Here is a 26,181-nt window from a genome sequence, read left to right as displayed (position 1 = left end):
TGTATCCAACCGCGTTTCAATCCTGAGACAGCGATTCTACCAGCAAGGCATCCACGCGCTGGAAACCGCGCGGCAGTTTATTGCCCCGACGACCCCTTTCGCCCTTGTAGTGCTCCAGGTCGTCACCCTTGAGCGAGAGCGTCCGCTTGCCTGCCTGCAACACCAGGGTCGCGCCCGTCGGAAGAATCGCGAGGTCGGTGAGGTACTCCTCGCGGCTCGCCACGCGGTCGCCCGGCACGCTGATGATCTTGTTGCCCTTGCCCTTGGCCAGCTGCGGCAGGTCGGAGACCTTGAACAGCAGCAGGCGGCCTTCGGTGGTGACGGCCGCAATCCAGTCCTGCTCCAGGTCCGCGACCGGACGCGGCGCCATGACCTGCGCGCCGTTGGGCAGACTGAGCAGCGCCTTGCCGGCCTTGTTCTTGGCCTGCATGTCCTCACCCTTGGCGACGAAGCCGTAGCCAGCATCCGACGCCAGCACGTACAGCGCATTGTCCTCAGGCAACAACACGCGGTCGAAGCTGGCGCCCGGCGGCGGTGTCAGACGACCGGTCAGCGGCTCGCCCTGGCCACGGGCCGACGGCAGGCTGTGGGCCGCCAGCGAATAACTGCGGCCGGTGGAGTCGATGAACACTGCGTACTGGTTCGAGCGGCCCGGCGCAGAGACCTTGAAGCCGTCGCCGGCCTTGTACGACAGGCCGGTGGCGTCGATGTCGTGGCCCTTGGCGCAACGCACCCAGCCTTTTTCGGACAGCACCACGGTCACCGGCTCGGTCGGCATCAGCTCGGTTTCCGACAGGGCGCGGGCTTCGGCGCGGGCGACGATGGGCGAACGGCGGTCGTCGCCGTAGGTCTCGGCATCGGCCAGCAGCTCGTCGCGCACCAGTTTGCGCAGCTTGGCGTTGGAACCCAGGATGGCCAGCAGCTTGGCGCGCTCCTTGGCCAGCTCGTCCTGCTCGCCGCGGATCTTCATCTCTTCCAGGCGCGCCAGCTGACGCAGGCGGGTGTCGAGGATGTAGTCGGCCTGCAGCTCGGAGAGCTCGAAGCGCTGCATCAGGACCGGCTTGGGCTGATCCTCGGTGCGGATGATGTGGATGACTTCGTCGAGGTTGAGGAAGGCGACCAGCAAGCCTTCCAACAGGTGCAGGCGCTTCTCGACCTTGTCCAGGCGGAACTGCAGGCGACGGCGCACGGTGTCGGTGCGGTAGGTCAGCCACTCGCTGAGCACCTGGCGCAGGTCCTTGACCTGGGGTTTGCCGTCCAGGCCGATGACGTTCATGTTCACCCGGTACGAGCTTTCCAGGTCGGTGGTGGCGAACAGGTGGGTCATCAGTTCTTCGGCGTCCACGCGGTTGGAGCGCGGGATGATGACGATGCGGGTCGGGTTCTCGTGGTCCGACTCGTCGCGCAGGTCGGCGACCATCGGCAGCTTCTTGGCCTGCATCTGGCCGGCGATCTGCTCCAGCACCTTGGCCCCGGAGACCTGGTGCGGCAGCGCGGTGACGACGATGTCGCCGTCCTCGACGCGGTACACGGCGCGCATGCGCACCGAGCCACGGCCGGTTTCGTAGATTTTCTGCAGGTCGGCGCGCGGGGTAATGATTTCCGCTTCTGTCGGGAAATCCGGGCCCTGCACGTGCTCCATCAGGTCGACGACCGTCGCCTGCGGTTCATCCAGCAAGCGGATGCAGGCGGCAGCGACTTCGCGCAGGTTGTGCGGCGGAATGTCGGTGGCCATGCCCACGGCGATGCCGGTGGTGCCATTGAGCAGCAGGTTGGGCAGGCGCGCCGGCAGCACGGCCGGCTCGTTCATGGTGCCGTCGAAGTTCGGCACCCAGTCCGCGGTGCCCTGGCCCAGCTCGGACAGCAGGGTCTCGGCGTAGCGCGACAGGCGGGCTTCGGTGTAGCGCATGGCGGCGAAGGACTTGGGATCGTCCGGCGCACCCCAGTTGCCCTGGCCATCCACCAGCGGGTAGCGGTAGGAGAACGGCTGGGCCATCAGCACCATGGCTTCGTAGCACGCCGAGTCGCCGTGGGGGTGGTATTTACCCAGCACGTCACCGACGGTCCGCGCCGATTTCTTGTGCTTGGAATCCGCATCAAGGCCCAGCTCGCTCATGGCGTAGATGATGCGTCGCTGCACGGGCTTCAGGCCGTCGCCGATGTGCGGCAGGGCGCGGTCCATGATCACGTACATGGAGTAGTTCAGGTAAGCCTGTTCGGTGAAGTCGGCCAGTGACCGGCGCTCCACGCCCTCCAGACTCAGATCGAGGGTTTCGCTCATGCGTGCCTCACGGTGTAGATCGCTGGCGCAGCACCAGGGTGCCGTCCTGCTGGGTGAAATCCAGTTGTCTGAGTGCGCTCATGCCGAGCAGCACCTCGTCGCCTTCCATGCCCGGCGCGATCAGCGCCGGCACATCGGTCAGGCGGATGTCGCCAAGCTGCAGGCTGGGCAGGCGCGTACGCCAGCCCTGGCTGCGGCCATTGGCGGTGTCCAGGGTGACCGGCAAGCCTCGCGGCAGGCCGAGGCGGTCGGCCAGGCGCTGCGGCAGGGCCACCTGGGTGGCGCCGGTATCGAGCATGAAGGTCACCGGCTCGCCGCTGATCCGGCCGTCCACCACGTAGTGGCCGGCGCGATTGCCCACCAGCCGCACCTCCACGTAGCCCTCGCTGCGGGTCGACTGCGGCTGCGGGTTGGGATTGTGCTGGCGGTCTTCCCAGGCGCCGAAATAGCGGGTGGCGAGCAGGATACCCGCGCCCCAGGCGAGGAACATCATGATCTTGCCGATCCGCCTGCCCGGCGCCGCGTCGCTCATTTGCCACCGAGCCAGCCACCGGCCGGCGCCGCAAAGCGCAGCACGTAGGGACGGATGTCGCCATCGGCGCGGGCGTGGTCGCCGTTGTCCAGGCCGATCCAGGCGCCCTTGTCGTCCAGCACCAGTGCTTCGGCCACGCCGTAAGGCAGGTCATAGCGGCGCTCCGGGGCCAGGGCTCCGGCGGCGAAGGACCAGCAGAGCTCCTGCGCACCACTGCTCGGGTCACGGCGGCAGATCTGGTGCGCCAGGCGTTCCAGGGTGAACAGCTTGTCCTTGTACAGCGCGATATCGGAGAAATCGATCGGCAGCGCACGCTCGCCACCCAGCTCCGGCGGCGGCAAGGCGGTGCCGCCCTCGCTGAGCAGGACGCAGTTGCCGGCGCATTTCCAGCTGCCGTTATCGTTGTGCACCTTGAGCAGCCCGCGGCGCTGGCGCTCGGCGGCCAGCCACAGCTGCTTGCCATCGGCGCTGACGGCGATGCCTTCGTAGAGTGCGTTGAATTCCATCAGCAGGCCGCTGGCGCGGGCCTGGCGCAGCAGGCTCTGCGGCAGCGGCAGCCAGCTCGGCTCACCGGCGGCGGGCAGCAGCAGAACGGCGGCGTAGCCTTCGCTGACCACATAGCGGTTGCCCGCCTGGTCGCAGGTGATGCCCTCGAAGTCCATGGCGCCGCCGCGCAGCAGGCCGCCGACGCTGACGCGCGCCTTCGCCCCCCAGGACAGCCCGCTTTCCGGTGTACCCGGCGCCACGAAGGGCTCCGCGGTGGCCTGCCAGGCCTTGCCCGGCGTCTCGTCCATCAGCAGGCGGTAGATGCGGTCGTCGTCGCGGTCGGACACCGTCCACATCTCGTCGCCGCACAGCGCCAGGCCGGACAGGTTGCCGCTGGGCATACCTTCCACCGGGTGCTCGGCGACGAACTGCAGCGATGCCGGCGCTACGGGGGTAGTCGCCGCCGCAGCGGGCGCTTCGACAGGCGCCTGGGCGGCAACCGCGAGGCCGGCGGACAGGCCGAGCGCGGCCAACAGCCAGCGCATCAGGCGAAGTCCGCCAGGTTGCCCTTGGTTTCCAGCCAGGACTTGCGGTCGCTGGCGCGTTTCTTGGCCAGCAGCATGTCCATGATTTCCAGGGTGCCCTCGGCGTCTTCCAGGGTCAGCTGGACCAGACGGCGGGTGTTCGGGTCCATGGTGGTTTCGCGCAGCTGCGGCGGGTTCATCTCGCCCAGCCCCTTGAATCGGGTGACCTGCGGCTTGCCACGGCGCTTCTCGGCAGTCAGGCGGTCGAGGATGCCGTCACGCTCGGCGTCGTCCAGGGCGTAGAAGACTTCCTTGCCCAGGTCGATACGGAACAGCGGTGGCATGGCGACGTAGACGTGGCCGGCTTCCACCAGCGGGCGGAAGTGACGGACGAACAGCGCGCACAGCAGGGTGGCGATGTGCAGGCCGTCGGAGTCGGCGTCGGCGAGGATGCAGATCTTGCCGTAGCGCAGCTGGCTGAGGTCGGCCGCGCCCGGATCGACGCCGATGGCCACGGCGATGTCATGGACTTCCTGGCTGGCGAGCACTTCGCCGCCGTCCACTTCCCAGGTATTCAGGATCTTCCCGCGCAGCGGCATGATCGCCTGGAATTCCTTGTCGCGCGCCTGCTTGGCCGAACCACCGGCGGAGTCACCCTCCACCAGGAACAGCTCGGAGCGCATCGGGTCCTGCCCGGCGCAGTCGGCCAGCTTGCCCGGCAGCGCCGGGCCCTGGGTGATTTTCTTGCGCTCGACCTTCTTGCCCGCTTTGAGGCGGCGGCCGGCGTTGCTGATGGCCAGTTCGGCCAGCTGCAGGCCCAGCTCGGGGTGGGCGTTGAGCCACAGGCTGAAGGCGTCCTTGACCACGCCGGAGACGAACGCGGCGGCCTCGCGGGAGGACAGGCGTTCCTTGGTCTGGCCGGAGAACTGCGGCTCCTGCATCTTCATCGAGAGGACGAAGGCGATGCGCTCCCAGACGTCTTCCGGGGCCAGCTTCACGCCGCGCGGCAGCAGGTTGCGGAATTCGCAGAACTCGCGCATGGCGTCCAGCAAACCCTGGCGCAGGCCGTTGACGTGGGTGCCGCCTTGGGCGGTGGGGATCAGGTTGACGTAGCTTTCCTGCAGCGATTCGCCGCCCTCGGGCAGCCACAGCAGAGCCCAGTCCACCGCTTCCTTGTTGCCGGCCAGCGCGCCGCAGAACGGCTCGTCGGGCAGGCGCAGGTTCTCCGAGACCGAGTCGACCAGGTAGGAGCGCAGGCCATCCTCGTAGTGCCATTCGACGCGCTCGCCGCTGGCCTTGTCCTCGAAGCTGACCAGCAGGCCGGGGCAGAGCACGGCCTTGGCCTTGAGCACGTGCTTAAGGCGGCTGACGGAGAACTTGTGCGAGTCGAAGTACTTGGCGTCCGGCCAGAAGTGCACGCTGGTGCCGGTGTTGCGCTTGCCGACGGTGCCAACAACCTCGAGGTCGCTGGACTTGAAGCCGTCGGCGAAGGTCATGCGGTATTCGTTGCCGTCACGCTTGACCCGCACCTCGACCAGGGTCGACAGCGCATTCACCACCGAGATACCCACGCCGTGCAGGCCGCCGGAGAACTGGTAGTTCTTGTTGGAGAACTTGCCGCCGGCGTGCAGCTTGGTGAGGATCAGCTCGACGCCGGGCACACCCTCTTCGGGGTGGATGTCCACCGGCATGCCGCGACCGTCGTCGATCACTTCCAGCGAGTTGTCCTCGTGGAGGATGACCTGCACGCTCTTGGCGTGGCCGGCGAGGGCTTCGTCGACGCTGTTGTCGATGACTTCCTGGGCCAGGTGGTTGGGCCGCGAGGTGTCGGTGTACATGCCCGGGCGCTTGCGCACCGGGTCGAGGCCGGAGAGAACCTCGATGGCGTCTGCGTTATAGGCGTTCTGCTGGGCCATGGGGTTCCTGCTTAATCAGTCGAAGAGGTGATGGCTTCAAATTCGGAGAAATCCACGTCGCGCCACTGGCTCGAAGACACCCCGGCAAAGGCCAGGAGCGCCGGCAGGTGGCTGACGAAGCGCTGGAAGCTGTGGTCGCCACCGGCTTCGATGCGCAGCGCGGCGTTGCGGTAGTAACGCTCGGCGGCGCGGTAGTCGAGGGTTTCGTCGGCGGTCTGCAGCCACACCTGGTAGCGCGAGCCTTCGACGGGGGCCGGGACTTCCAGTTCCGCCAGTGCAGCGACGTGGTCCAGGGTCAGTTCCCAGGTCTCGCCGCTGTAGTAGTTGGTCTGCGGGCCGAGCTGGCCGTCGAACAGTCGATGCGGCGCCACGGCCGGGTTGATCAGCACGGCCTTCAGATCATGGCGTTCGGCCAGGTAGGTCGAGTAGTAGCCGCCCAGGGAGCTGCCGATCAGCAGCGGCTGGCCCAGTTCGGCGACGGCGGACTCCAGCTGCGCCATGGCCTGGCGCGGATGGTGATGCAGTGCGGGCACGCGCACCTGGTCGGCCAGGCCCAGGCGCTGCATGGCAGCCATGAACTGGCGCGCCTTCTGCGAACCGGGCGAGCTGTTGAATCCGTGAATATAGAGGAATGCGGTCATGGGCCGGGAGGCTACAAGTTGCAAGTGGCATGCCGCAAGTGGGTCAGCGTCGCAAGGCGTTCGAAGCGTGACCGATCAATAGCCCTTGATGCTGTAGTCGACTTCGAACTCGATGTCGGTCACTCGCGACACTCCGGTCTGCACTTCGCCGTCGGCCATCAGCCGCAACCAGCGGTAGCCCGGTGCCGGGCTGTCGACGCAGAAGTCCTCGCTGCCGGGAGTGAACTGCACGCAGGTGGACGGCGAGGCCAGCAGGCGCACGTCGCCGCGCATCTGGTCGATCTCCTGGTGCACGTGGCCCCAGAGCAGGCAGCGCACGTTGGGGTAGCGGTCGATGACGGCGAACAGGCGTTCCGGGTTGTAGATGCCGATGCGGTCCATCCACTGGCTGCCGATGGGTACCGGATGGTGATGGAAGCTGATCAGCAGGTGCTTGTCCGGCGCGGCCTGGATGGCGCGTTCCAGCAGCTGGATCTGCTCGACGGTCATCTGCCCCGGCACGGCGCCGGGGATGGTGGAGTCCAGCAGGATCACCCGCCAGGCGCCCAGGTCGATCACCGGGTCAAGCAGGTCGGTACCGGCGGCGGCTGCGCGCATCGGCTGCATTTCGTCGTGATTGCCGGGGAACCAGCGGGTCGGCGCAGCGATCGGCGCGGTGATGGCGCGGAAACGCTGGTAGGACTCGACCGAGCCATCCTGGGACAGGTCGCCCGTGGCCAGTACCAGATCGATTGCCGGCTGCTCCTCGCCGACCAGGCGCACGACCTGGGTCAGGCTGTCGGCGGTGTCCATGCCCAGCAGGCGGCCGTTCTCTTCAGCGAACAGGTGGCTGTCGGACAGCTGGACGACCAGGACGGAATCGGAAGCGGTGGGCTGGGTGGGCAATGCGCCTTCTCCTGTGAGGCGGGCGTCCGGGGGATTCGTGACGAGTATGGTGACAGGCGCCTCCCTGGGCAAACCGGGAAAGCGTCACAGATCACAGTTAGGGGCACGAGTGTTCGATGGGTGGACAGCCTATCATGGCAGGTGGCCATCAAACCAATATCAGCGTTGCAGCACCGGCTCCAGTTCGTGGCCGCAGGACAGGCAATGGCTCAGCCATTCGCCGAGAAACTGGTTGAGCTGGTTCTTCTCGTCCGGCTGGTGCATCGCCTGGTTCGGGTAGGGATAGATCGCCAGCAGGCGGCGCGCCTGTTCGGCGCCGACCACTTCGGCCATGCGCGCGTCGTGGTAGACCCGCACTTCCAGCTTGGGCGCCGGCAGCCAGGGCAGGCCCAGCTCCTGGCGCACCTGCAGCACGGTGGTGTAGGGGCAGGCTTCGAGCACGTCCAGCGCCAGCACGCCGAGCAGCCGCTCGCCTTCGCTGAGCGCCACGCGGCGCGAGACCTGGGTCTCGCGCATTTCCGGCAACAGGCGCATCAGGCGCAAGTAGTTCGCCTCGCAGGTCGCCTGCAGACCCGCCAGGTCGACGCGATAGCGCTCGCGCAACAGATTCACACCCATAACCCCCTTACCTCGGCGCGGTTGAGCGCCAGCCATTGCAGGGCGAGCATGCTCGCCGCGTTGTTGATGCGACCGTCACGCACGGCCTGCAGTGCTTCCTCGAACGGCATGACGTGGACGCGAATGTCCTCGCCCTCCTCCTCCAGCCCGTGGATGCCCGAGGCGTTGCTGCTGTCGCAGCGGCCGACGAACAGGTGCACCAGCTCGTTGCTGCCACCGGGCGACGGCAGGTACTGGGCGATCGGCCAGAGCGCGCCGAGGGTCAGGCCGGCCTCTTCCACTGCTTCGCGGCGGGCGACTTCCTCGGGCTCCTCGTCCTTGTCGATCAGCCCGGCGACCAGCTCCATCAGCCAGGGGTTGACCCCGGCGTCCATGGCACCGACGCGGAACTGCTCGATCAGCACCACTTCATCGCGCTGCGGATCGTAGGGCAGCACGCACACGGCATCGTGGCGCACGAACAACTCGCGGGTCAGCAACGGCCCCATGCCACCCGCGAACTGGCGGTGGCGAAGGCGCAGACGGTCGACCTTGTAGAAGCCCTTGAAGCACTGTTCGCGCTCCTGGATCTCGATATCCTGCGGGCCTGGCTTGAACGTTTCCGACATCCCGTTCCTACTCCCGTTCCTACTCACTGTTACGTTGAACTTCGCGCCATCCTATCGCGCCGCCGAGGGCGACGCAGCCTCTTTTGCCGGCAGGCGGGCGGCCAGGCTGGCTGTGACCGCCGCCCGCAGCCGTGGTTCGCAAAGTGGTTCATAATCAGCCGCCGAACCGGCAGCGTCGATGGCGGTCGAACCACTCCATTGCCGGCGAACGTCTATGAAAAGGAATCCCATGCGACTTCTGAAACTAGCAGCCCTGTGCAGCATCGGCCTGTTATTGGGGGCGTGCCAGGGTCTGTTCAAGCCCGCACTCGACGAACCGCTGACCGCCCGTCATGTCAGCTTCGAACACCTGCAGCCGGGTTGCCAGGGCGAGAAGTGCCCGCTGTTCAACCTCGATACCGTCAGCTTCGACGATGAGCCGGCGCTCAACGAGGCGATCAATACCCAGCTGCTGCAACTGGCCCGTGAAGGCGACGGCGCGGCACCGGCCAATCTGGAAATCTACGAGAAGCGCTTCCTCGATTCGGCGCAGCCCGGCTGGAGCAGCTACCTGCAAGCCAAGATCCGCGAGCAGCATGACGGTCTGGTGATCATCGAGCTGTCCAGCTATCGCTTCACCGGCGGCGAGTACGGCCAGCCCGGCCGCGCGTTCATCAATTATGATCGACGTATCCACAAGGTGCTCACCCTGCAGGACATTCTCCAGCCCGGCCAGGAGGACAACTTCTGGAAGGTGGCGCGTATGGCGCACCAGGCGTGGATCCTGCAGAACAAGCTGGACGAGCAGGACCCGAACTTCTCGAAGGACTGGCCGTTCCAGCCGACCGAGCACTTCGCCCTGACCTTCGGCGCGATGACGCTCAAGTACGACATCGACCGCATCGCCCCGCACTCGGTCGGGCACCCGGAGCTGAAGATTCCCTACCCGCGCCTGAACGGCATCGTGAAGACCTATTACTTCCCGGGGCGCGGAGCGCAGTAGGTTGGTTCACAGCGGCCGGTAGTCAATCGCGGACGGAGTCCGCTCCTACGCCACGCTTCAGCACGTGCGTAGGAGCGGATTCATCCGCGATCAGCCGGCAAGGCCGGCATTGGGCGTGTTCGCGAGCAAGCTCGCTCCTACAGGGTGCAGCAGCTTTTGTAGGAGCGAGCTTGCTCGCGAACCACATCACGCCGCAGCCGGCACCTTCGCACCCACACGCCCCAGCAGCAGCTGCAACACACCGGCCACCACCAGCGCCGGCAGGGTCGCACCCAGGTCCGGCTGGTAGTTCGCCAGCAGGTGATACACCACCACGCCACCGCCCCAGGCCAGCAGCGAGCCCCAGCGCAGGCCGTGGGGAATTGCGGCCGGTGCGCGGCGGCGCAGGACGAAGTGGTCGACCAGCACCACGCCGAACAGCGGGGCGAACACAGAGCCGATCAGCAGCAGGAAGTTCTGGTACTGCTCAAGCGGCGCAAACCAGGCGATCAGGGTGCAGATCACGCCGATGGCCAGGGCCAGCAGCTCGACCTTGAGCGGCAGCAGGATGCCGCTGGAAACCGCCGCCGAGTGGATGTCGGCGAAGGCCTTCTCCGATTCGTCCAGCAGGATCAGCAGCAGCGGGATGCCCATGCCCGCTCCGGCCAGCGCCAGCAGCAGCGCATTGGCGTCGCTGCCCTGGGCGAAAGCCAGGGTGTAGGCCACGCCCAGACCCATCAGCCAGAAGCAGCCGATGAAGAAGCCCAGCGCCGCGCCGGTGAAGGTGTGCCCGGCGCGCTTGCCGAAGCGCGAGTAGTCGGCGATCAGCGGCAGCCAGGACAACGGCATGGCGATGGCGATGTCGAAGCCCACGGCGAACGACAGCGAGCCATCGCCGGCCTTGGCCCAGAGCGCGGCCAGGTCGGCACGCTGGAACAGGTCGAAGGTCAGCCAGATGCACGCGGCCAGTAGCAGCCAGATGCCCCAGCGGCGCAGCACCTTGCGCACGAAGGCGAGCGGGCCGGCGACTGCGAGCAGGGTCGCCAGTGCACCGAACACCAGGGTCCACAGGGCCGGGCTGGTCCAGGCGCTGCCTTCGCCGAAGGCGCGGGTCGCCAGCAGGCTGGCGGCATCGCGCATGACGATGATCTCGAAGGCGCCCCAGCCGACCAGCTGCAGCAGGTTGAGCAGCGCCGGCAGCGCGGCGCCGTGGCTGCCCAGGCTGAGCTTGAGCGAGGCCATGGCGGACAGGCCGGTATCGGTGCCGATCACCCCGGCGCTGGCCAGCAGCAGCACGCCGACCAGGGTGCCGAGCAGGATCGCGCCCAGCGCACCGGCCAGGCCCAGGCCCGGCGCCAGCAGCGCGCCGGTCTGCAGCACCATCAGGCCTATGCCCAGGGAGAACCAGAGGGAGAACAGGTCGCGCAGGCCGAGCACGCGCTGGGCACTGCCCACGGCGGAAGTCGGTGAATAATCGATGGTGGTTGTGGTCACGATGCGTGCAGGGCTCGAAGGTTGGAGTGGATTTTGTTGTTTTTCGTAGGAGCGAGCTTGCTCGCGAACGGTGCCCGCCGGCGGCTCCGCTGCAAAGCTGTTCGCGAGCAAGCTCGCTCCTACAAGTCTGCCCACCCTTGTCATCAAGGGTGAGCACGACCGGTCACACCTGCTTGTAGATCACCGAGCCTTCGTCCTTGAAGCGCGCGGCCTGCTCCTGGAAGCCGGCCTCGATGGCCTTCTGCTCGTCGGTCAGGCCATTCACCTTGGCGTAGTCGCGGACTTCCTGGGTGATCTTCATGGAGCAGAACTTCGGCCCGCACATGGAGCAGAAGTGCGCGACCTTGGCCGAGTCCTTGGGCAAGGTCTCGTCGTGGAAGGCGCGGGCGGTGTCCGGGTCGAGGCCGAGGTTGAACTGGTCCTCCCAGCGGAACTCGAAGCGCGCCTTGGACAGCGCGTTGTCGCGGATCTGCGCGCCCGGATGGCCCTTGGCGAGGTCGGCGGCGTGGGCGGCGATCTTGTAGGTGATGATGCCGGTCTTCACGTCATCCTTGTTCGGCAGGCCCAGGTGCTCCTTGGGCGTGACGTAGCAGAGCATGGCGCAGCCGAACCAGCCGATCATCGCCGCGCCGATGCCGGAGGTGATGTGGTCGTAGCCCGGCGCGATGTCGGTGGTCAGCGGGCCGAGGGTGTAGAACGGCGCCTCGTCGCAGCACTCCAGCTGCTTGTCCATGTTTTCCTTGATCAGGTGCATAGGCACGTGGCCGGGGCCTTCGATCAGCACCTGGACGTCATGCTTCCAGGCGATGCGGGTCAGCTCGCCGAGGGTCTCCAGTTCGCCGAACTGGGCGGCGTCGTTGGCGTCGGCCACCGAGCCCGGACGCAGGCCGTCGCCCAGCGAGAAGCTGACGTCGTAGGCCTTCATGATCTGGCAGATTTCCTCGAAATGGGTGTAGAGGAAATTCTCCTGGTGATGGGCCAGGCACCACTTGGCCATGATCGAGCCGCCACGGGAAACGATGCCGGTGACACGCTTGGCGGTCAGCGGCACGTAGCGCAGCAGCACGCCGGCGTGGATGGTGAAGTAGTCCACGCCCTGCTCGGCCTGTTCGATCAGGGTGTCGCGGAAGATTTCCCAGGTCAGGTCCTCGGCGACGCCGTTGACCTTCTCCAGTGCCTGGTAGATCGGCACGGTGCCGATGGGCACCGGGCTGTTGCGCAGGATCCACTCGCGGGTCTCGTGGATGTGCTTGCCGGTGGACAGGTCCATCACCGTGTCGGCGCCCCAGCGGATGCCCCAGGTGAGTTTCTCCACTTCTTCCTCGATGGAGGAACCCAGCGCGCTGTTGCCGATGTTGCCGTTGACCTTCACCAGGAAGTTGCGGCCGATGATCATCGGTTCCAGTTCGATGTGGTTGATGTTCGCCGGGATGATCGCGCGGCCGCGGGCCACTTCGTCACGGACGAACTCGGGGGTGATTTCCTTCGGAATGCTCGCCCCGAAGCTCTGCCCCGGATGCTGGGCGTCGAGCAGGCCAGCGGCGCGGGCTTCCTGCAGCTTCATGTTCTCGCGGATGGCGATGTATTCCATCTCCGGCGTGATGATGCCCTGGCGCGCGTAGTGCATCTGCGTGACGTTGCCGCCGGCCTTGGCGCGGCGCGGGGTGCGCACGTGGGCGAAGCGCAGGGCGTCGAGGCTGGCGTCGGCCAGGCGCGACTGGCCGAACTCGGAGGTCAGGCCGGGGAGGATTTCGGTGTCGCCGCGCTCGTCGATCCAGCGCGAACGCACGTCCGGCAGGCCCTTGCGCAGGTCGATGCGCACGTTCGGGTCGGTGTAGGGGCCGGAGGTGTCGTAGACCATCACCGGAGCATTCTTCTCACCCCCGAAGGCGGTGGGCGTGTCGGCGAGGGAAATTTCCCGCACGGGGACGCGAATGTCCGGGCGCGAGCCGGTCAGGTAGACCTTCTGCGAATTCGGAAAGGGCTGGGTCGACTGGCGGTCCAGCTGTTCAAGGCGGGTGACGTTGTTTTTCTGGGTGCTCATCCTGGCTCTCCTGGGGTTGATTGCCGGGGAGAACCTGGGACGAGAGGAGCTGCTTGCTGCAGCGAAGGGACGCACCCCGGAAAGGGCTGGGGCCGGGGCGGAATGCGCCGCGGGATGCGTACTTCTTGTTCCCTACGCGGGTGCTAACCCGATCAGGTTCAACGGGATCCGGAACTATCCGATCTCAGCCCCTCGCAATGGGGCACCCCGACAAGAACGCCCGCAGTCTAATCAAGTGAACAGGGATTAGCCAACGCCGTCTGACAGAATTCTTCGCGGCAACCTACAGGCAGCTACACTCCTGCCTCGGAAGGCTCGTACGAACGTGCCTTGACCGCCGCAGGCGGCGACCGTAGCCTTGCCCCACCTCGCATCACTTTCCAGGACGAACGAATGCTGCGCAGACTCTCTCTGGCTGTCGCTGTTGCCGCAACGACAGGCTTTGCCTGGGCTGCACAGCCCGCTCCGGCTGCTACACCTCTGCCCACCAAGACCGACCTGATCAGCGTCTACAAGGACGCTGTCGACAACAACGCCGACCTCGCCGCCGCCCAGGCCGACTACATGGCGCGCAAGGAAGCCGTACCCCAGGCGCGCTCCGGCCTGCTGCCGCAGATCAATGCCGGCGCCAGCACTGGCTCGACCCGCACCTCGCTGGACACCCCCAGCGCCACGCTGAACCGCAACACCCAGCTGGTGCAGGCGACCCTCAGCCAGCCGCTGTTCCGTGCCGATCGCTGGTTCCAGCTCAAGGCTGCGGAAAACACCACCGAACAGGCCCAGCTGGAATTCTCCGCGACCCAGCAGCAGCTGATCCTGCAGACCGCGCAGACCTACTTCGGCGTGCTCCGCGCCCAGGACAACCTGGCTGCCAGCAAGGCCGAGGAAGCGGCGTTCAAGCGCCAGCTCGACCAGTCCAACGAACGCTTCGACGTCGGCCTCTCCGACAAGACCGACGTGCTCGAATCCCAGGCCGGCTACGACACCGCGCGGGCCAACCGGATCGTCGCCGAACGCCAGGTGGATGACGCCTTCCAGGCGCTGGTCACCCTGACCAACCGCGAATACAGCTCCATCGAGGGCATCCTCCACTCGCTGCCGGTCGTTGCGCCGATCCCCAACGACGCCAAGGCCTGGGTGGACACCTCGGTGCAACAGAACCTGCGCCTGCAGGCCAGCAACTACGCGGTCGACGCCGCCGAAGAGACCCTGCGCCAGCGCAAGGCCGGCCACCTGCCGACCGTCGACGCCGTAGCCCAGTACCAGAAGGGCGACAACGACGCCCTGGGCTTCGCCAACACCGGCGTGCCGGGCGAGCCGCACTACGGCAAGTACGTCGACCAGAGCACGATCGGCCTGCAGCTGAACGTGCCGATCTACAGCGGCGGCCTGACCAGCTCCCAGGTGCGCGAGGCCTACCAGCGCCTGAACCAGAGCGAGCAACTGCGCGAAAGCCAGCGCCGCCAGGTGGTCCAGGACGCCCGCAACCAGCACCGCGCGGTGAACACCGACGTCGAGCAGGTGAAGGCCCGCCGCCAGGCGATCATCTCCAACCAGAGCTCGCTGGAAGCCACCGAAATCGGCTACCAGGTCGGCACCCGCAACATCGTCGACGTACTGGACGCCCAGCGTTCGCTGTACAACTCGGTGCGCGACTACAACAACACGCGCTACGACTACATCCTCGACAACCTGAGCCTCAAGCAGACCGCCGGCACCCTCGCGCCGACCGACCTGGAGGCACTGGGCGCCTACCTCAAGTCGGACTACAACCCGGACAAGGACTTCCTCCCCCCGGACCTGGCCAAGGCCGCCGAGGCGCAGCTGAACTCCAAGGGCAAGTACTGATCCAGCAGCCCCACGAAAAAGCCCCGCAATGCGGGGCTTTTTCTTTGGTGCCGATTACAGACAGCATCGCTCTTGATTCAGCTCTAGCTCTGGCTCTTCAGAGACTTCCAGCGAAACCCCAGCACACTCCGAACGGCCCCTTTCAGGAGGCCTCGTTGAAGCGGAGTTTCAGGGGTTGAGCGACATGGATGTCGCGAGAGCCACGATGGGCCAGGGATGGCCCGTCGTGGCGTGCCTCTGAAACTTCGATTCAACGAGGGAATTTTTCGCCTAGGCGAAAAACCGGATGGAGGGGCAAGCCTTCTTGGTTACTTCTTCGGCGTTTGGAAGAAGTGACTCGCCGAGAGGCGAAACCAAATCTCCCCGCGCACACCGAAGCGGCGCTGTACGTCCAACAGGAAGGCAAGGTGAAGCCCCCAATCCAGAAGCATCGGCGTACAACCGCGAACGGTTGTACGCCCTACGTTTCTTGCCAGCCAAGACATTCGCATCACGCCGAGGCCATCAGATTCCGCCGCGCGGGATTTCGCGGACAAGGTCCGCTCCTACACGGGGGCACCGCAGCGAAGGCTGAAGGCGCCGATCAGTCCCGATACCCCGGCGACACCCGATCCAGCATCCTCAGCAACGCCGTCCACGCCAGGTCATAACCATCCGGATCGCTCAACTCCCCCTCCGCCAGCGGCCTTGCCGGGGCGTTGAACTGTTGCTCGGTGTGACGGCACACCTCATCCGGCGGAATCACCAGCTCACCGCCCGCCTGGGCCGCCAGCTGGATATCACAGGCCTTCTCCAGGTAGTACATGCGCAGGAACGCCTGCTGCACCGTCTGGCCCACGGTCAGCAGCCCATGGTTGCGCAGCATCAGCCCGTAGTGGTCACCCAGGTCGCGCACCAGGCGCTCCTGCTCGTCCATCGACAGGGCGATGCCTTCGTAGTCGTGGTAGCCGATGCGCCCGTAAAACTCCAGGGAGATCTGGTTCAGCGGCAGCAACCCGCAGGCCTGCGCCGCCACCGCACAACCGGCGCGGGTGTGGGTGTGCAGCACGCACTGCGCGTCTTCGCGGGCGCCATGAATGGCGCTGTGGATCACGAAGCCGGCCGGGTTGACCTTGTACGGCGACGGCTCCACGGCATGGCCGGACAGGTCGATCTTCACCAGGCTCGACGCGGTGATCTCGTCGAACATCAGCCCGTACGGGTTGATCAGGAAATGGTGTTCGGGGCCGGGGATGCGCACCGAGATGTGGGTGAAGATCAGGTCGGTCATGCGGTAGTGCGCGATCAGGCGATAACAGGCCGCCAGCTCCTCGCGCAGTTTCCATTCTTCGGGCGAACAGGTGGCGCGGCTCGGGGCCGGCGCCTGCAGCGACGTCATGGTGCTCTCCTCTTCAAGGCAAAAGGCGCCGGGGCAGTTGCCCCGGCGCCACGGTCACATCCCGGTTATTGCGCGGCCCAGGCGTTGAAGCGTTCTTCCAGCTCCTCGCCGTGGTCAACCCAGAACTCGTCGTCCATCGCCAGGCCCACGGGCAGGTTCTGCTTCGAGGTCGGCACCCAGCCAGCGAGGTCGGCCGGCAGGCGTTCGGCGGCCTGCGTGTTGGTCGGACCATACGCAATGTGCTTCACGTAGTCGACTTGCGCATCGGCGCCGTTGGCGAAGGCGATGAAGCGCTTGGCCGCATCGACGTGCGTGGAGCCCTTGATGATCGCCCAGTAGTCCATGCCGTACAGGCTGCCCGGCCAGACCAGCTGCAGGTTGCGCCCGGCCTTGAAGGCATCGGCGATGCGCCCGGTGTAGGTGGTGGTCATCACCACGTCACCGGCGGCCAACCACTGCGGCGGTTGCGCGCCGGCTTCCCACCACTGCACGTAGGGCTTGATCTGGTCGAGCTTGGCGAAGGCCCGGTCGACCCCGGCCTTGGTGCCCAGCTCCTTGTAGACGTCCGCCGGCTTCACGCCGTCGGCCATCAGGGCGAACTCCAGGTTGTAGATGGCGCGCTTGCGCAGGCCGCGCTTGCCGGGGAATTTCTTCACGTCCCAGAAATCCGCCCAGGACTGCGGCGCCGGCTTCAGCTTATCGGCGTCGTAGGCGATGGCCACGCCCCAGACCAGAGCGGCGGAACCGCAGTCCTTGGCGGCGTTGGGGATCAGTTGGTCCTTGTTGCCGATCTGCTGCCAGTCCAGCGGCACGAACAGGCCCTCGTCGCAGCCACGGGCCAGGTCCGGGCCTTCGATCTGCACCACGTCCCAGTCGGCATGGCCGGTGTCGGCCATCACCTTGATACGGGCCATTTCACCGTTGTACTCGGTCTGGGTCACGCCAACCCCGGACTGCTTGCTAAATGGCTGGAAGAAGGCCGCGTCCTGGGCCTTCTGCCCGGCGCCGCCGTAACCGACCACCACCATGTTCTCGGCAGCCTGGGCGGCGGCGCAGCTCAGCCCGAGGGCGAGCAGCAGGGGCGAGACGGCGGTCTTGAGGAAGGAGCGCTTGTGGCAGGTGTTGCGGTGGAAAGTCATCGAGCATACCCCCAGTCGTAGTTGGCCATGGGCGCAGCCGGGATGGCCGCGCACACGCTGGACGGGCGCGCCGAAACAACGTTGCAAGGAAGGCAGGGCAGAGCGAAATCGATTGCCAGCGGGTGGGCCCGCCAGGCGAGGGGAGACCGTACGGGACGGTTCATGCGCCTCTCCTCTTGTAGTTGTTGTGGAGCACGTCGCGGTTGCCCCGGAGTACTCCGGGTGCGCTATCGAAACTACCCAGTCACTTTTAAAAAAACAAGTTGATTTTTTACTAGCGGTAAATTTCCATAGGAAGAACTTAAACAACATTTTCCGTATCAGGAGAAGCCGCCGTGTCCCAGGTCCGTCACTTCCAGCAATCCGCCCTGCAGTTCCAGCCCTACGGCGGGCAAGACCCTGAGCGCGCCGCCATCTGCCGGCTGATCGGCCCGGCGGACAGCGAGACCATGGGCGCGGGCCTGGCCCGCTTCGACGGTGTGTCCATCGAGTGGACGGTGCTCTACGACGAGCTGATCGTGGTGCTGGAAGGCAACTTCCGCCTGCGCCTGGCCGACCAGGTGATTGACGCCAAGCCGGGCGACGTGATCTGGGTCCCTGAACGCACCCCGCTGGCCTACGAAGGCGAGAAAGCCTGCGTGTTCTACGCGCTCTACCCGGTGGACTGGCAGGCGCGCAACGCCTGAGTTCGCCCCCGGCCGCCCGACGCGGCCGGCGTTTCAACGCTGCACCACCACAACAAGAATCCGGAGTTGCCCGATGAGCCAGTTTCCCCACCTGTTCAGCCCGCTGCGCATCCGTGGCAAGGAGCTGAAGAACCGCATCATGTCCACCGGGCACGACACCTCGATGCCCACCGACAACCTGGTCAACGACCAGTTGGTGGCCTACCACACCGCCCGCGCCAAGGGCGGCGTCGGCCTGATCGTGCTACAGGTGGCTGGCGTGCACGACAGCGCCCGCTACACCTCCCACGTGCTGATGGCCACCGATGACGAGTGCATCCCCGGCTACCGGCGCATCGCCGAGGCGTGCCATGCGGAGGGCACCGTGGTGCTGTCCCAGGTATTCCACCCCGGCCGGGAGATCATGGAATCCAGCGACGGCCTGCTGGCCGTGGCCTACGCGCCGTCCGCCTCGCCCAACGAACGTTTCCGGGTGATGCCCCGCGAGCTGAGCCAGGCGATGATCGACGAGATCATCCAGGGCTACGCCGACGCCGCACGGCGCCTGCATACCGCCGGCATCGACGGCGTGGAAGTGGTCGCCAGCCACGGCTACCTGCCAGCGCAGTTCCTCAACCCACGGGTGAACCGCCGCAGCGACGGCTACAACGGCGACCTCGACGCGCGCCTGCGCTTCACCCGCGAAGTGATCGCCGCCGTGCGCGCCGCCACCGACGAAAACTTCATCATCGGCCTGCGCATCTCCGCCGATGAGCGCGACCCCGAAGGCCTTACCGAAGACGAATCGCTGCAGGGCGTGAAAGGCCTGCAGAACTCGCTGGACTACGTGCACATCGTCGCCGGCACCTCGGCGTCGCTTGGCGGCGCCATCCACATCGTCCCGCCGATGGCCGTCGAAGCGGCCTACCTGGCCAACGAGGCCGGCACTTTCAAGCGCAACCTGAAGATTCCGCTGTTCGTCACCGGGCGCATCAACCAGCCGCAGGAAGCCGAGCTGATCGTCGCCCGTGGCCAGGCCGACGTCTGCGGCATGACCCGCGCGCTGATCTGCGACCCGAAGATGCCGAGCAAGACCGAAAGCGGCCACGTCGAGGACGTGCGCGCCTGCATCGCCTGCAACCAGGCGTGCATCGGCCACTTCCACCGCGGCTACCCGATCTCCTGCATCCAGCACCCGGAAACCGGCCGCGAGCTGATCTATTCCGAACGCAAGATGGCCACCCAGCGCAAGCGCGTGCTGGTGGTCGGCGGTGGGCCGGCGGGCATGAAGGCGGCTGCCGTCGCGGCCCAGCGCGGCCACCAAGTCACCCTTTGTGAAGCCAGTGCCCAGCTCGGCGGCCAGGTCAACCTCGCCCAACTGCTGCCGCGTCGCGCGGAGTTCGGTGGTGCCTCCACCAACCTGCAACGCGAGATGCAACTGGCCGGCGTCGAAGTACGCCGCAACACCCGCGTCGACCGCGCATTGGTCGAGCAGGAGCGCCCCGACGTGGTGATAGTCGCCACCGGCGCCAAACCCTATCGCCCGCCCTACGAGGAAGCCGGCGAACTGCAGGTGGTGGACGCCTGGCAGGTGCTGCGCGGCGACGTGAAGCTGGGCCGCTCGGTGCTGGTCACCGACTGGCGCGCCGACTGGATCGCCCCCGGCATCGCCGAGCGCCTGGTGCGCGACGGCCACCAGGTGCACCTGGCGGTGAACGGCACCCACGCCGGCGAGAGCCTGCCGCTCTACGTTCGTGACCACATGGCCGGCGAGCTGCACCGCCTGGGCATCACCATCACCCCCTACGCCCGCCTGTACGGCGTCGACGACAGCACCGTCTACCTGCAGCACACCGCCAGCGGCGAGCCGATGCTGGTGGAAAACATCGACACCCTGGTGCTCTGCCAGGGCCACCAGCCGGTGGACGAACTGGCCGGCGAGATCGCCGACCTCGCCGAAGTCCGCCGCATCGGCGACTGCCTGGCGCCGCGCACGGCGGAAGAAGCGATCTACGAGGGGCTCAAGGCGGGGTGGGCGATCTGAACAGCGCTTTTGTAGGAGCGAGCTTGCTCGCGAACCATCCTATGCCGAAGTGGCCGGGATACCCGTTCGCGAGCAAGCTCGCTCCTACGAAAAGCAAACGGTCCACAGTCCCGGCGCATTGTTTAGAATGCCTCACGACGCCAATCGCCAGGACCACCGCCGCATGAGCCGCAAAGCCCCGCAGGAAGCCCCCGCCAACGCCGAAGCGCAGTTCCTCGGCACCCGCATCCGCGGCCTGCGCAAGCGGCGCGGCATGACCCTGGCGGAGCTGGCCGAGCAGAGCGGGCTGACCGCCGGCTACATCAGCCAGCTGGAACGCAACCTGGCCTACCCGTCGATCCCGGCGCTGTTCAACATCGCCCGCAGCCTGGGCGTGACCATCCAGTGGTTCTTCGCCAGCGAAGTGCAGGTCGACCCGGCCGACGCCGGCTACGTGGTGCGGCGCAATGCCCGCACCAGCGTTCATTACGAGGATGGCATCGTCGACGAACTGCTGAGCCCGCAGCCCAGCCGCCAGCTGGAAATCCTTCATTCGAAGTTTCCGCCCGGCACCTACAGCCAGCAGAGCTACAGCCACGACGGCGAGGAAGCCGGCTACCTGCTCAGCGGCACCTTCGAGCTATGGGTGGGCGAGCGCCATTTCGTGCTCAACGAGGGCGACAGCTTCAGCTATTCCAGCCAGGAACCGCACCGCTACGGCAACCCCGGCGAGGTGGATGCCGTGGTGCTCTGGGTGATTACGCCGCCGACGTTCTGAGGGGCTTCCGCTCTTGTAGGACCGAGGGGGACGCCCAGTCCTTGCTCGCGAACCTGCCAGCGCCAAGTACCGCACAACGTCCCCTCTCCCCAGCCCTCTCCCTGAAGGGAGAGGGAGTCGTTCGGCGTTGTAGGAGGACGCCGAGTCAGCCGACTGGCTCAGAATTGTCATGTCGCGCCGAATCAGTCCCCTCTCCCTTCAGGGAGAGGGTTAGGGAGAGGGTAAATCCCCCAGCTCCGAAGCCCGATCAGCCCTTGATCAACCGCCCCAATCCATCAAGCAACCGCACCAGCGCCCCCTGGTTGGCCTTCATCACGCCCAACCCCGCCTCGGCCATGCGCTCGGCCGCAGCCGGCTCATCCCACAGCGCCGCCACGGCCACCGCCAGCGAAGGCGCATCGGCCACTTCGCGCAGCGCGCCGACTTCGCGCAGTTGCGCGGCGATCTCCAGGAAGTTGAACAGGTGCGGGCCGGACAGCACCGGCTTGCCCAGCGCGGCCGGTTCCAGCAGGTTGTGCCCGCCGTTGGGCACCAGGCTGCCGCCGACGAAGGCGACGTCGGCCAGCGCATAGAGGAACAGCAATTCGCCCATGGTGTCGCCCAGCAGCACCTGGGTGTCCGCCGTGACCTGCTCGCCAGTGGAGCGGCGCAAGGTGCGGAAACCCTCGCGATTGCACAGCTCGAACATCGGGCCGAAGCGCTCCGGATGGCGCGGTACCAGGATCAGCAGCGCCTCCGGGTGTTTCTCCAGCAACTGGCGGTGGGCGGCGAGGACGATATCGTCTTCCCCGGCATGGGTGCTGGCGGCAATCCAGATCGGCCGCTGCTGCGCCTGCCACTGGCCGCGCAGGTCATCGGCGCGCGCCAGAAGTTCCGGGTCGATGGTCAGGTCGAACTTGATCGAGCCGGTCACGCTCACGCGGTCCGGGCGCGCGCCGAGCTGGCGGAAGCGCTCGGCTTCGGCCTCGGTCTGCACGGCAATCCAGCTCATCTCTTCCAGCATCGGTCGGGTCAGCCCGGCAAAGCGTGCATAGCCGCGCGCCGAGCGTTCGGACAGCCGTGCATTGGCCAGCGCCACCGGGATGCCGCGCTTGGCGCATTGGTGGATGTGGTTGGGCCACAGCTCGGTTTCCATGATCACGCCCAGCACCGGCCGCGCGCGGTCGAGGAAGCGCGCCGCCGCCCAGGGCAGGTCGTAGGGCAGGTAGCAGTGCTGCACCTGGTCGCCGAACAGCGCGCGGATGCGCTCGGAGCCAGTGGGCGTCATGCAGGTGACGGTGATCGGCAGGCCGGGGTGGCGCTGCATCAGCGCGCGGATCATCGGTGCGGCGGCGATGCTCTCGCCCACCGATACCGCATGCACCCAGATGCCGCCGGGCTTGAGCGCCGGCAGGCCAATGGCGAAGCGCTCGCCGACGCGCTGGGCATAGGCCGGCGCCTTGCGCGAACGCAGGAACAGGCGCAGCGCGACCAGCGGCAGGCCCAGGTGGAACAGCAGGGTATAGAGGGTCCGGTTCATGGCGGCGGAGAGTAGCAAATTAGCGGGCTTGGCCGCCGCACAATCCTGAAGGGGACACCGTTTCTGTAGGAGCGAGCTTGCTCGCGAACCGCTTGACGCTGAAGCGGCCGGAAAGCCCTATTCGCGAGCAAGCTCGCTCCTACGAAAAGCAGATCGGCGCGGGGGCAGGCGGTGTCACACGGGCGAAGCCAAGTGCTCGGCAAAGCACTCGCCCAGCCAGTTCGCTGCCGGCCCCAGCGGTTCGTCGCGGCGCCAGACCAGTTCCACCACCAGCGGCGGTGGCGTCCAGTCGCTGGCCAGCTCCACCAACAGCGGCTGATAAGCCGGGTACTGCGCCACGTGGGTCGGCAGCCAGGCCCAACCGAGGTCGCGCATCAGCAGTTCGGCCATGGCGTAGAAGCTGTCGGCGCGCCAGACCAGCGGGCTGATCTGCTCGCCACCGGGGTAGTGGCTGTCCTGCGGGGCCATCAGCAGCTGGCGATGTCGCGCCAGTTCGCGGCGGTCGGCGTAGTCCAGCTTGGCCAGTTCGTGCCCGGCACCACACACGGTGACCATCTCGATGGTGCCCAGGCGCTGGCGCTCCAGTTGCTCGGGCATGCCTTCGTGGTGGAACAGCAGGCCGAGGTCGGCGCGGCGCTCCAGCAGCTTGCGCGCCACGTCGCCCTGGGCGCCGCTGGCCAGTTGCACCTCCAGAGTGGGGAATTCCTGCGCCAGCGCCTGCAGGCCGGAGAGCACCGGCTGGTAGGGCATCGCCTCGTCCTGCGCGAGGCGCAGCAACGGCTCGGTGCCGCGCACCAGCGCCAGCGCCCGGCTCTCCAGGCGCTCGCATTGGCGTAGCACCTCGCGGGCTTCATCCAGCAAGGCCCGACCTTCGGCGGTCAGCACAGGCTGGCGGCCGCTGCTGCGCTCGAACAGGGTCACGCCCAGGTCGCTCTCCAGCAGCGCGATGGACGAACTCACCGCCGACTGCACGCGCTGCAGCTGACGCGCGGCCGCCGAGAAGGAGGACTGATCGGCGACGCTGACGAAGAGTCGCAGTTGGTCGAGGTTCCACTGCATGGCTCAACTCCAAACCTATCTCACAAACAGATAGGCAATGACTTTATCCCATCATCCAGCGGACTAGAATGCGCGGCAGAATCGAACGTCAGCTGCGTGTCGCTCATACCGAGCGGCGTGTCGTTCCGGGGAGCACCCACCATGCCCGGCTATCTCTACCTCGCCATTGCCATCGTCGCCGAAGTCGTCGCCACCGCGTCGCTGAAGTCCGTCAAGGGACTTTCCACGCCCCTGCCACTGGTACTGGTTATCGTCGGCTATGCCATTTCCTTCTGGATGCTCACCCTGGTGGTGCGCAGCATCCCGGTGGGCATCGCCTACGCCATCTGGGCCGGCCTGGGGATCGTGCTGGTCAGCGTCGCCGCACTGTTCCTGTATCAGCAGAAGCTCGACACCGCGGCCGTGCTCGGCATGTGCATGATCGTCAGCGGCGTGGTGGTGATCCAGCTGTTCTCCCGCACCGCCGGCCATTAAGGTCCCCTGCCCTCTCCCGTCAACGGGGGAGGGCTCTGACTGCCCTTTGCTTTTACCTGCAGCTTGTAGCCTGCCGCTTGCCGCCGCCCTCAAGCGTTATACTGCGCCCTTCGTTTTTCCCTGCGAGGCGCTTTCATGTCCGAATCCCTGAGCACCGACATCCTCATCGTCGGCGGCGGCATCGCCGGTCTCTGGCTCAATGCCCGTCTGCGGCGCGCCGGCTTTTCCACCGTGCTGGTGGAGAACACCGCGCTGGGCGGCGTGCAGAGCATGCGCTCGCAGGGGATCATCCATGGCGGCACCAAGTACGCCCTGCACGGCGCGCTGACCGGCGCCTCGGAAGCCATTGCCGACATGCCGGCGCTGTGGCGCGACTGCCTGGCCGGCACCGGTGAGGTGGACCTGCGCGGCGTGCGCCTGCTCTCCGACGCCCACTACCTGTGGTCGCCCGGCGGCCTGGCCGGCAACCTCACCAGCTTCTTCGCCAGCAAGGCGGTGCGCAGCCGCGTCGCCCAGGTGAAGGGCAGCGACCTGCCGCCAGCCCTGCAGGACAAGGCCTTCAAGGGCAAGGCCTACCGCCTCACCGAGCTTGTACTGGATGTACCCAGCCTGGTCGCCCGCCTGGCCGAACTGGCCGGTGACAGCCTGCTGGCCGGCGAACAAATCGAAGACCTGCGCGACGGCGACAAGCTGGTCGGCCTGCGCGTGGACGGCCGCGAGATTCGCGCCCAGCGCGTGGTGCTCAGCGCCGGCGCCGGCAACGAGGCGCTGCTGCGCGAACTGGGCCTGGAGCGCCCGGAGATGCAGCGTCGCCCACTGCACATGGTGCTGGTCACCGCGCCGACGCTGAAGCCGCTGTACGCCCACTGCCTCGGCGGCGGGCCGAAGCCCCGCGTCACCGTCACCACCCACCCGCTGAGCAACGGCGACTGGGTCTGGTACCTGGGCGGCGACATCGCCGAAGCCGGCGGCGTGGCGCGCAACGAGGCCGAGCAGATCGCTGAGGCACAGCGCGAGCTGCACAAGCTGGTGCCGTGGATCGACCTTTCCGCCGCCCGCTGGGCCACCCTGCGTGTGGACCGCGCCGAGCCCTCGCAGAACAACCTGCTGCGCCCGGACAGCGCCTTCCTCGCCGAGGATGGCGCGCTGCTGGTCGGCTGGCCGACCAAGCTGGCCCTGGCACCGAACTTCGCCGACCGCGTGCTGGAGTCGCTGGAGAAGAGCGGCATTCGCCCGCAGGCAAATGCCGCGCTGCCGGACCTGCCGCGCCCGGCCATGGCCCGCCCGGTGTGGGAGGAACTGCTCGGATGAAGACTCTGCATCACCTGCATCGCCCACTGGGCAGCACCGGCCTGAACGTTTCGCCGCTCGGCCTGGGCACCGTGAAGCTCGGCCGCGACCAGGGCGTGAAGTACCCCGCCGGCTTCCGTATTCCCGATGACCGTGAGGCCGCCGACCTGATCGCGCTGGCCCGCGAGCTGGGCATCAACCTGATCGACACCGCGCCGGCCTATGGCCGCAGCGAGGAGCGCCTCGGCCCGCTGCTCCGCGGCCAGCGCGACCAGTGGGTGATCGTCAGCAAGACCGGCGAGGAGTTCGTCGGCGGCCAGTCGCAGTTCGACTTCAGCGCCGCCCACACGCGGCGATCGGTGGAGCGCAGCCTGCAGCGCCTGGAGACCGACTACATCGACCTGGTGCTGGTGCATTCCGACGGCAACGACCTGGACATCCTGCGCGGCACCGAGGTCTACGCGACCCTCGAACGCCTGAAGGACGAAGGGCTGATCCGCGGCTTCGGCTTCTCCGGCAAGACCGCCGACGGCGGCCTGCTGGCCCTGGAGCGCGGCGACTGCGCGATGGTTACCTACAACCTCAACGAGCAGGCTGAAAAGCCGGTGATCGATCACGCCCAGGCCCATGGCCGCGGCATCCTGATCAAGAAGGCCCTGGCCAGCGGCCACGCCACCCTTGCCCCCGGCGTCGACCCGGTGCGCGCCAGTTTCGAGCTGGTGCTGGGGCATCCCGGCGTCGCCAGCGCCATCGTCGGCACCATCAATCCGCTGCACCTGGCACACAACGTGAACATCGCCGCCGAGGTCCTCGACCGCTGATCGACGGTCATGTGACTTACGCATTCCTGTGCCATGCTCCAACTCCCCCGGCGAAATCGGCGGGGCACAGAAACTGTCGCCAACCGGTGATTCCCACGCAAAAGCCTCGGAATTACCAAGCCTTTCAGGGAAAAATCCGGAAATCCTTTTGATTTTCGATGACACCAGGATGGGTGTCAGGCTGTCTAGGTTGTAGC

Annotated in this window: 22 protein-coding genes and 1 riboswitch; of the genes, 8 read left to right on the top strand and 14 right to left on the bottom strand. The window is 66.8% G+C overall.

The annotated features are described in order from the left end of the window. Positions 1-16 precede the first annotated feature (16 nt). From parC to QO207_RS03705, 8 genes are all read right to left on the bottom strand, one after another. Positions 17-2,281, bottom strand: a complete 2,265-nt coding sequence (parC, locus tag QO207_RS03740) for a DNA topoisomerase IV subunit A (RefSeq protein WP_301531245.1) — start codon at positions 2,279-2,281, stop codon at positions 17-19. 7 nt (positions 2,282-2,288) lie between these two features. After that, on the bottom strand, positions 2,289-2,813 hold the full coding sequence (locus QO207_RS03735; protein WP_301531244.1) for a TIGR02281 family clan AA aspartic protease: 525 nt from the start codon (positions 2,811-2,813) through the stop codon (positions 2,289-2,291). After that, positions 2,810-3,844: an esterase-like activity of phytase family protein gene (locus tag QO207_RS03730; RefSeq protein WP_301531243.1), complete on the bottom strand. Its 1,035-nt coding sequence runs from the start codon at positions 3,842-3,844 to the stop codon at positions 2,810-2,812. The genes QO207_RS03735 and QO207_RS03730 overlap by 4 nt, the downstream gene beginning before the upstream one ends. Further along, positions 3,844-5,739, bottom strand: a complete 1,896-nt coding sequence (gene parE / locus QO207_RS03725) for a DNA topoisomerase IV subunit B (RefSeq protein WP_301531242.1) — start codon at positions 5,737-5,739, stop codon at positions 3,844-3,846. Before parE ends, QO207_RS03730 begins: the two co-directional genes overlap by 1 nt. An 11-nt stretch (positions 5,740-5,750) precedes the next feature. Further along, the gene (locus QO207_RS03720; RefSeq protein WP_301531241.1) at positions 5,751-6,380 is read right to left on the bottom strand and encodes a YqiA/YcfP family alpha/beta fold hydrolase; all 630 of its coding nucleotides are present in this window, start codon (positions 6,378-6,380) and stop codon (positions 5,751-5,753) included. A gap of 75 nt (positions 6,381-6,455) precedes the next feature. After that, the gene (gene cpdA / locus QO207_RS03715) at positions 6,456-7,265 is read right to left on the bottom strand and encodes a 3',5'-cyclic-AMP phosphodiesterase (RefSeq protein WP_301531240.1); all 810 of its coding nucleotides are present in this window, start codon (positions 7,263-7,265) and stop codon (positions 6,456-6,458) included. Between the two features lie 159 nt (positions 7,266-7,424). After that, the gene (locus QO207_RS03710) at positions 7,425-7,883 is read right to left on the bottom strand and encodes a DUF1249 domain-containing protein (RefSeq protein ID WP_301531239.1); all 459 of its coding nucleotides are present in this window, start codon (positions 7,881-7,883) and stop codon (positions 7,425-7,427) included. After that, entirely contained in the window at positions 7,874-8,491 is a 618-nt protein-coding gene (locus QO207_RS03705; protein ID WP_169936049.1) for an NUDIX domain-containing protein, read from the bottom strand. Before QO207_RS03705 ends, QO207_RS03710 begins: the two co-directional genes overlap by 10 nt. A 229-nt stretch (positions 8,492-8,720) precedes the next feature. Between QO207_RS03705 and QO207_RS03700 the strand changes: the two genes are divergently transcribed. Beyond that, positions 8,721-9,473: an RsiV family protein gene (locus QO207_RS03700; protein WP_301531238.1), complete on the top strand. Its 753-nt coding sequence runs from the start codon at positions 8,721-8,723 to the stop codon at positions 9,471-9,473. Between the two features lie 186 nt (positions 9,474-9,659). On the opposite strand, the gene cytX is transcribed toward QO207_RS03700, so the two are convergent. Beyond that, positions 9,660-10,946, bottom strand: a complete 1,287-nt coding sequence (gene cytX / locus QO207_RS03695) for a putative hydroxymethylpyrimidine transporter CytX (RefSeq protein ID WP_301531237.1) — start codon at positions 10,944-10,946, stop codon at positions 9,660-9,662. Positions 10,947-11,109: 163 nt separating this feature from the next. After that, entirely contained in the window at positions 11,110-12,990 is a 1,881-nt protein-coding gene (thiC, locus tag QO207_RS03690; protein ID WP_301531236.1) for a phosphomethylpyrimidine synthase ThiC, read from the bottom strand. A gap of 112 nt (positions 12,991-13,102) precedes the next feature. Further along, a riboswitch (TPP riboswitch) is annotated at positions 13,103-13,210 on the bottom strand. A 173-nt stretch (positions 13,211-13,383) separates the two neighbouring features. Between thiC and QO207_RS03685 the strand changes: the two genes are divergently transcribed. Continuing rightward, positions 13,384-14,838 (top strand): TolC family outer membrane protein, encoded by a 1,455-nt coding sequence (locus QO207_RS03685; RefSeq protein WP_301531235.1) that lies wholly within the window; start codon positions 13,384-13,386, stop codon positions 14,836-14,838. A 583-nt stretch (positions 14,839-15,421) separates the two neighbouring features. Here QO207_RS03685 and QO207_RS03680 read toward each other — a convergent pair. After that, the gene (locus tag QO207_RS03680) at positions 15,422-16,216 is read right to left on the bottom strand and encodes a class II aldolase/adducin family protein (protein ID WP_301531234.1); all 795 of its coding nucleotides are present in this window, start codon (positions 16,214-16,216) and stop codon (positions 15,422-15,424) included. Positions 16,217-16,281: 65 nt separating this feature from the next. Beyond that, positions 16,282-17,355, bottom strand: a complete 1,074-nt coding sequence (locus QO207_RS03675) for an ABC transporter substrate-binding protein (protein WP_301531233.1) — start codon at positions 17,353-17,355, stop codon at positions 16,282-16,284. A 335-nt stretch (positions 17,356-17,690) separates the two neighbouring features. On the opposite strand from QO207_RS03675, the gene QO207_RS03670 reads away from it, so the two are divergent. From QO207_RS03670 to QO207_RS03660, 3 genes are all read left to right on the top strand, one after another. Beyond that, on the top strand, positions 17,691-18,041 hold the full coding sequence (locus QO207_RS03670; protein ID WP_301531232.1) for a cupin domain-containing protein: 351 nt from the start codon (positions 17,691-17,693) through the stop codon (positions 18,039-18,041). Between the two features lie 73 nt (positions 18,042-18,114). Further along, complete coding sequence (locus tag QO207_RS03665) at positions 18,115-20,064, top strand: FAD-dependent oxidoreductase (protein ID WP_301531231.1); 1,950 nt, start codon at positions 18,115-18,117, stop codon at positions 20,062-20,064. 163 nt (positions 20,065-20,227) lie between these two features. Continuing rightward, positions 20,228-20,821, top strand: coding sequence for a helix-turn-helix domain-containing protein (locus tag QO207_RS03660; protein ID WP_081515496.1), 594 nt, complete (start codon positions 20,228-20,230; stop codon positions 20,819-20,821). Positions 20,822-21,068: 247 nt separating this feature from the next. On the opposite strand, the gene waaA is transcribed toward QO207_RS03660, so the two are convergent. Both waaA and QO207_RS03650 read right to left on the bottom strand, forming a co-directional pair. Beyond that, positions 21,069-22,340: a lipid IV(A) 3-deoxy-D-manno-octulosonic acid transferase gene (gene waaA / locus QO207_RS03655; RefSeq protein WP_301531230.1), complete on the bottom strand. Its 1,272-nt coding sequence runs from the start codon at positions 22,338-22,340 to the stop codon at positions 21,069-21,071. Between the two features lie 174 nt (positions 22,341-22,514). Continuing rightward, positions 22,515-23,399: a LysR family transcriptional regulator gene (locus QO207_RS03650; RefSeq protein WP_138214005.1), complete on the bottom strand. Its 885-nt coding sequence runs from the start codon at positions 23,397-23,399 to the stop codon at positions 22,515-22,517. 141 nt (positions 23,400-23,540) lie between these two features. Between QO207_RS03650 and QO207_RS03645 the strand changes: the two genes are divergently transcribed. The 3 genes from QO207_RS03645 (at position 23,541) to QO207_RS03635 (ending at position 25,984) form a co-directional block, all read left to right on the top strand. Further along, positions 23,541-23,873 carry a multidrug efflux SMR transporter gene (locus QO207_RS03645; RefSeq protein WP_301531229.1) on the top strand — a complete coding sequence of 111 codons (333 nt, stop codon included), beginning with the start codon at positions 23,541-23,543 and terminating at the stop codon, positions 23,871-23,873. 135 nt (positions 23,874-24,008) lie between these two features. After that, positions 24,009-25,184: an FAD-binding oxidoreductase gene (locus QO207_RS03640; RefSeq protein ID WP_301531228.1), complete on the top strand. Its 1,176-nt coding sequence runs from the start codon at positions 24,009-24,011 to the stop codon at positions 25,182-25,184. Further along, positions 25,181-25,984 (top strand): aldo/keto reductase, encoded by an 804-nt coding sequence (locus QO207_RS03635; RefSeq protein WP_301531227.1) that lies wholly within the window; start codon positions 25,181-25,183, stop codon positions 25,982-25,984. The genes QO207_RS03640 and QO207_RS03635 overlap by 4 nt, the downstream gene beginning before the upstream one ends. The last annotated feature ends 197 nt before the right edge of the window (positions 25,985-26,181 follow it).

It is taken from the genome of Pseudomonas sp. CAN1 (assembly GCF_030462585.1).
Classification (GTDB): domain Bacteria; phylum Pseudomonadota; class Gammaproteobacteria; order Pseudomonadales; family Pseudomonadaceae; genus Pseudomonas.
Note: the sequence above shows the minus strand (reverse complement) of the source record. Positions and strands in the feature narration are given on the sequence as shown.

What these genes read in the sequence shown, in the direction of transcription:
- parC (WP_301531245.1), bottom strand. Translation starts at nt 2,281, where the DNA reads ATGAGCGAAACCCTCGATCTGAGTCTGGAGGGCGTGGAGCGCCGGTCA.
- QO207_RS03735 (WP_301531244.1), bottom strand. Translation starts at nt 2,813, where the DNA reads ATGAGCGACGCGGCGCCGGGCAGGCGGATCGGCAAGATCATGATGTTC.
- QO207_RS03730 (WP_301531243.1), bottom strand. Translation starts at nt 3,844, where the DNA reads ATGCGCTGGCTGTTGGCCGCGCTCGGCCTGTCCGCCGGCCTCGCGGTT.
- parE (WP_301531242.1), bottom strand. Translation starts at nt 5,739, where the DNA reads ATGGCCCAGCAGAACGCCTATAACGCAGACGCCATCGAGGTTCTCTCC.
- QO207_RS03720 (WP_301531241.1), bottom strand. Translation starts at nt 6,380, where the DNA reads ATGACCGCATTCCTCTATATTCACGGATTCAACAGCTCGCCCGGTTCG.
- QO207_RS03710 (WP_301531239.1), bottom strand. Translation starts at nt 7,883, where the DNA reads ATGGGTGTGAATCTGTTGCGCGAGCGCTATCGCGTCGACCTGGCGGGT.
- QO207_RS03705 (WP_169936049.1), bottom strand. Translation starts at nt 8,491, where the DNA reads ATGTCGGAAACGTTCAAGCCAGGCCCGCAGGATATCGAGATCCAGGAG.
- QO207_RS03700 (WP_301531238.1), top strand. Translation starts at nt 8,721, where the DNA reads ATGCGACTTCTGAAACTAGCAGCCCTGTGCAGCATCGGCCTGTTATTG.
- thiC (WP_301531236.1), bottom strand. Translation starts at nt 12,990, where the DNA reads ATGAGCACCCAGAAAAACAACGTCACCCGCCTTGAACAGCTGGACCGC.
- QO207_RS03685 (WP_301531235.1), top strand. Translation starts at nt 13,384, where the DNA reads ATGCTGCGCAGACTCTCTCTGGCTGTCGCTGTTGCCGCAACGACAGGC.
- QO207_RS03680 (WP_301531234.1), bottom strand. Translation starts at nt 16,216, where the DNA reads ATGACGTCGCTGCAGGCGCCGGCCCCGAGCCGCGCCACCTGTTCGCCC.
- QO207_RS03675 (WP_301531233.1), bottom strand. Translation starts at nt 17,355, where the DNA reads ATGACTTTCCACCGCAACACCTGCCACAAGCGCTCCTTCCTCAAGACC.
- QO207_RS03665 (WP_301531231.1), top strand. Translation starts at nt 18,115, where the DNA reads ATGAGCCAGTTTCCCCACCTGTTCAGCCCGCTGCGCATCCGTGGCAAG.
- QO207_RS03660 (WP_081515496.1), top strand. Translation starts at nt 20,228, where the DNA reads ATGAGCCGCAAAGCCCCGCAGGAAGCCCCCGCCAACGCCGAAGCGCAG.
- waaA (WP_301531230.1), bottom strand. Translation starts at nt 22,340, where the DNA reads ATGAACCGGACCCTCTATACCCTGCTGTTCCACCTGGGCCTGCCGCTG.
- QO207_RS03650 (WP_138214005.1), bottom strand. Translation starts at nt 23,399, where the DNA reads ATGCAGTGGAACCTCGACCAACTGCGACTCTTCGTCAGCGTCGCCGAT.
- QO207_RS03645 (WP_301531229.1), top strand. Translation starts at nt 23,541, where the DNA reads ATGCCCGGCTATCTCTACCTCGCCATTGCCATCGTCGCCGAAGTCGTC.
- QO207_RS03640 (WP_301531228.1), top strand. Translation starts at nt 24,009, where the DNA reads ATGTCCGAATCCCTGAGCACCGACATCCTCATCGTCGGCGGCGGCATC.
- QO207_RS03635 (WP_301531227.1), top strand. Translation starts at nt 25,181, where the DNA reads ATGAAGACTCTGCATCACCTGCATCGCCCACTGGGCAGCACCGGCCTG.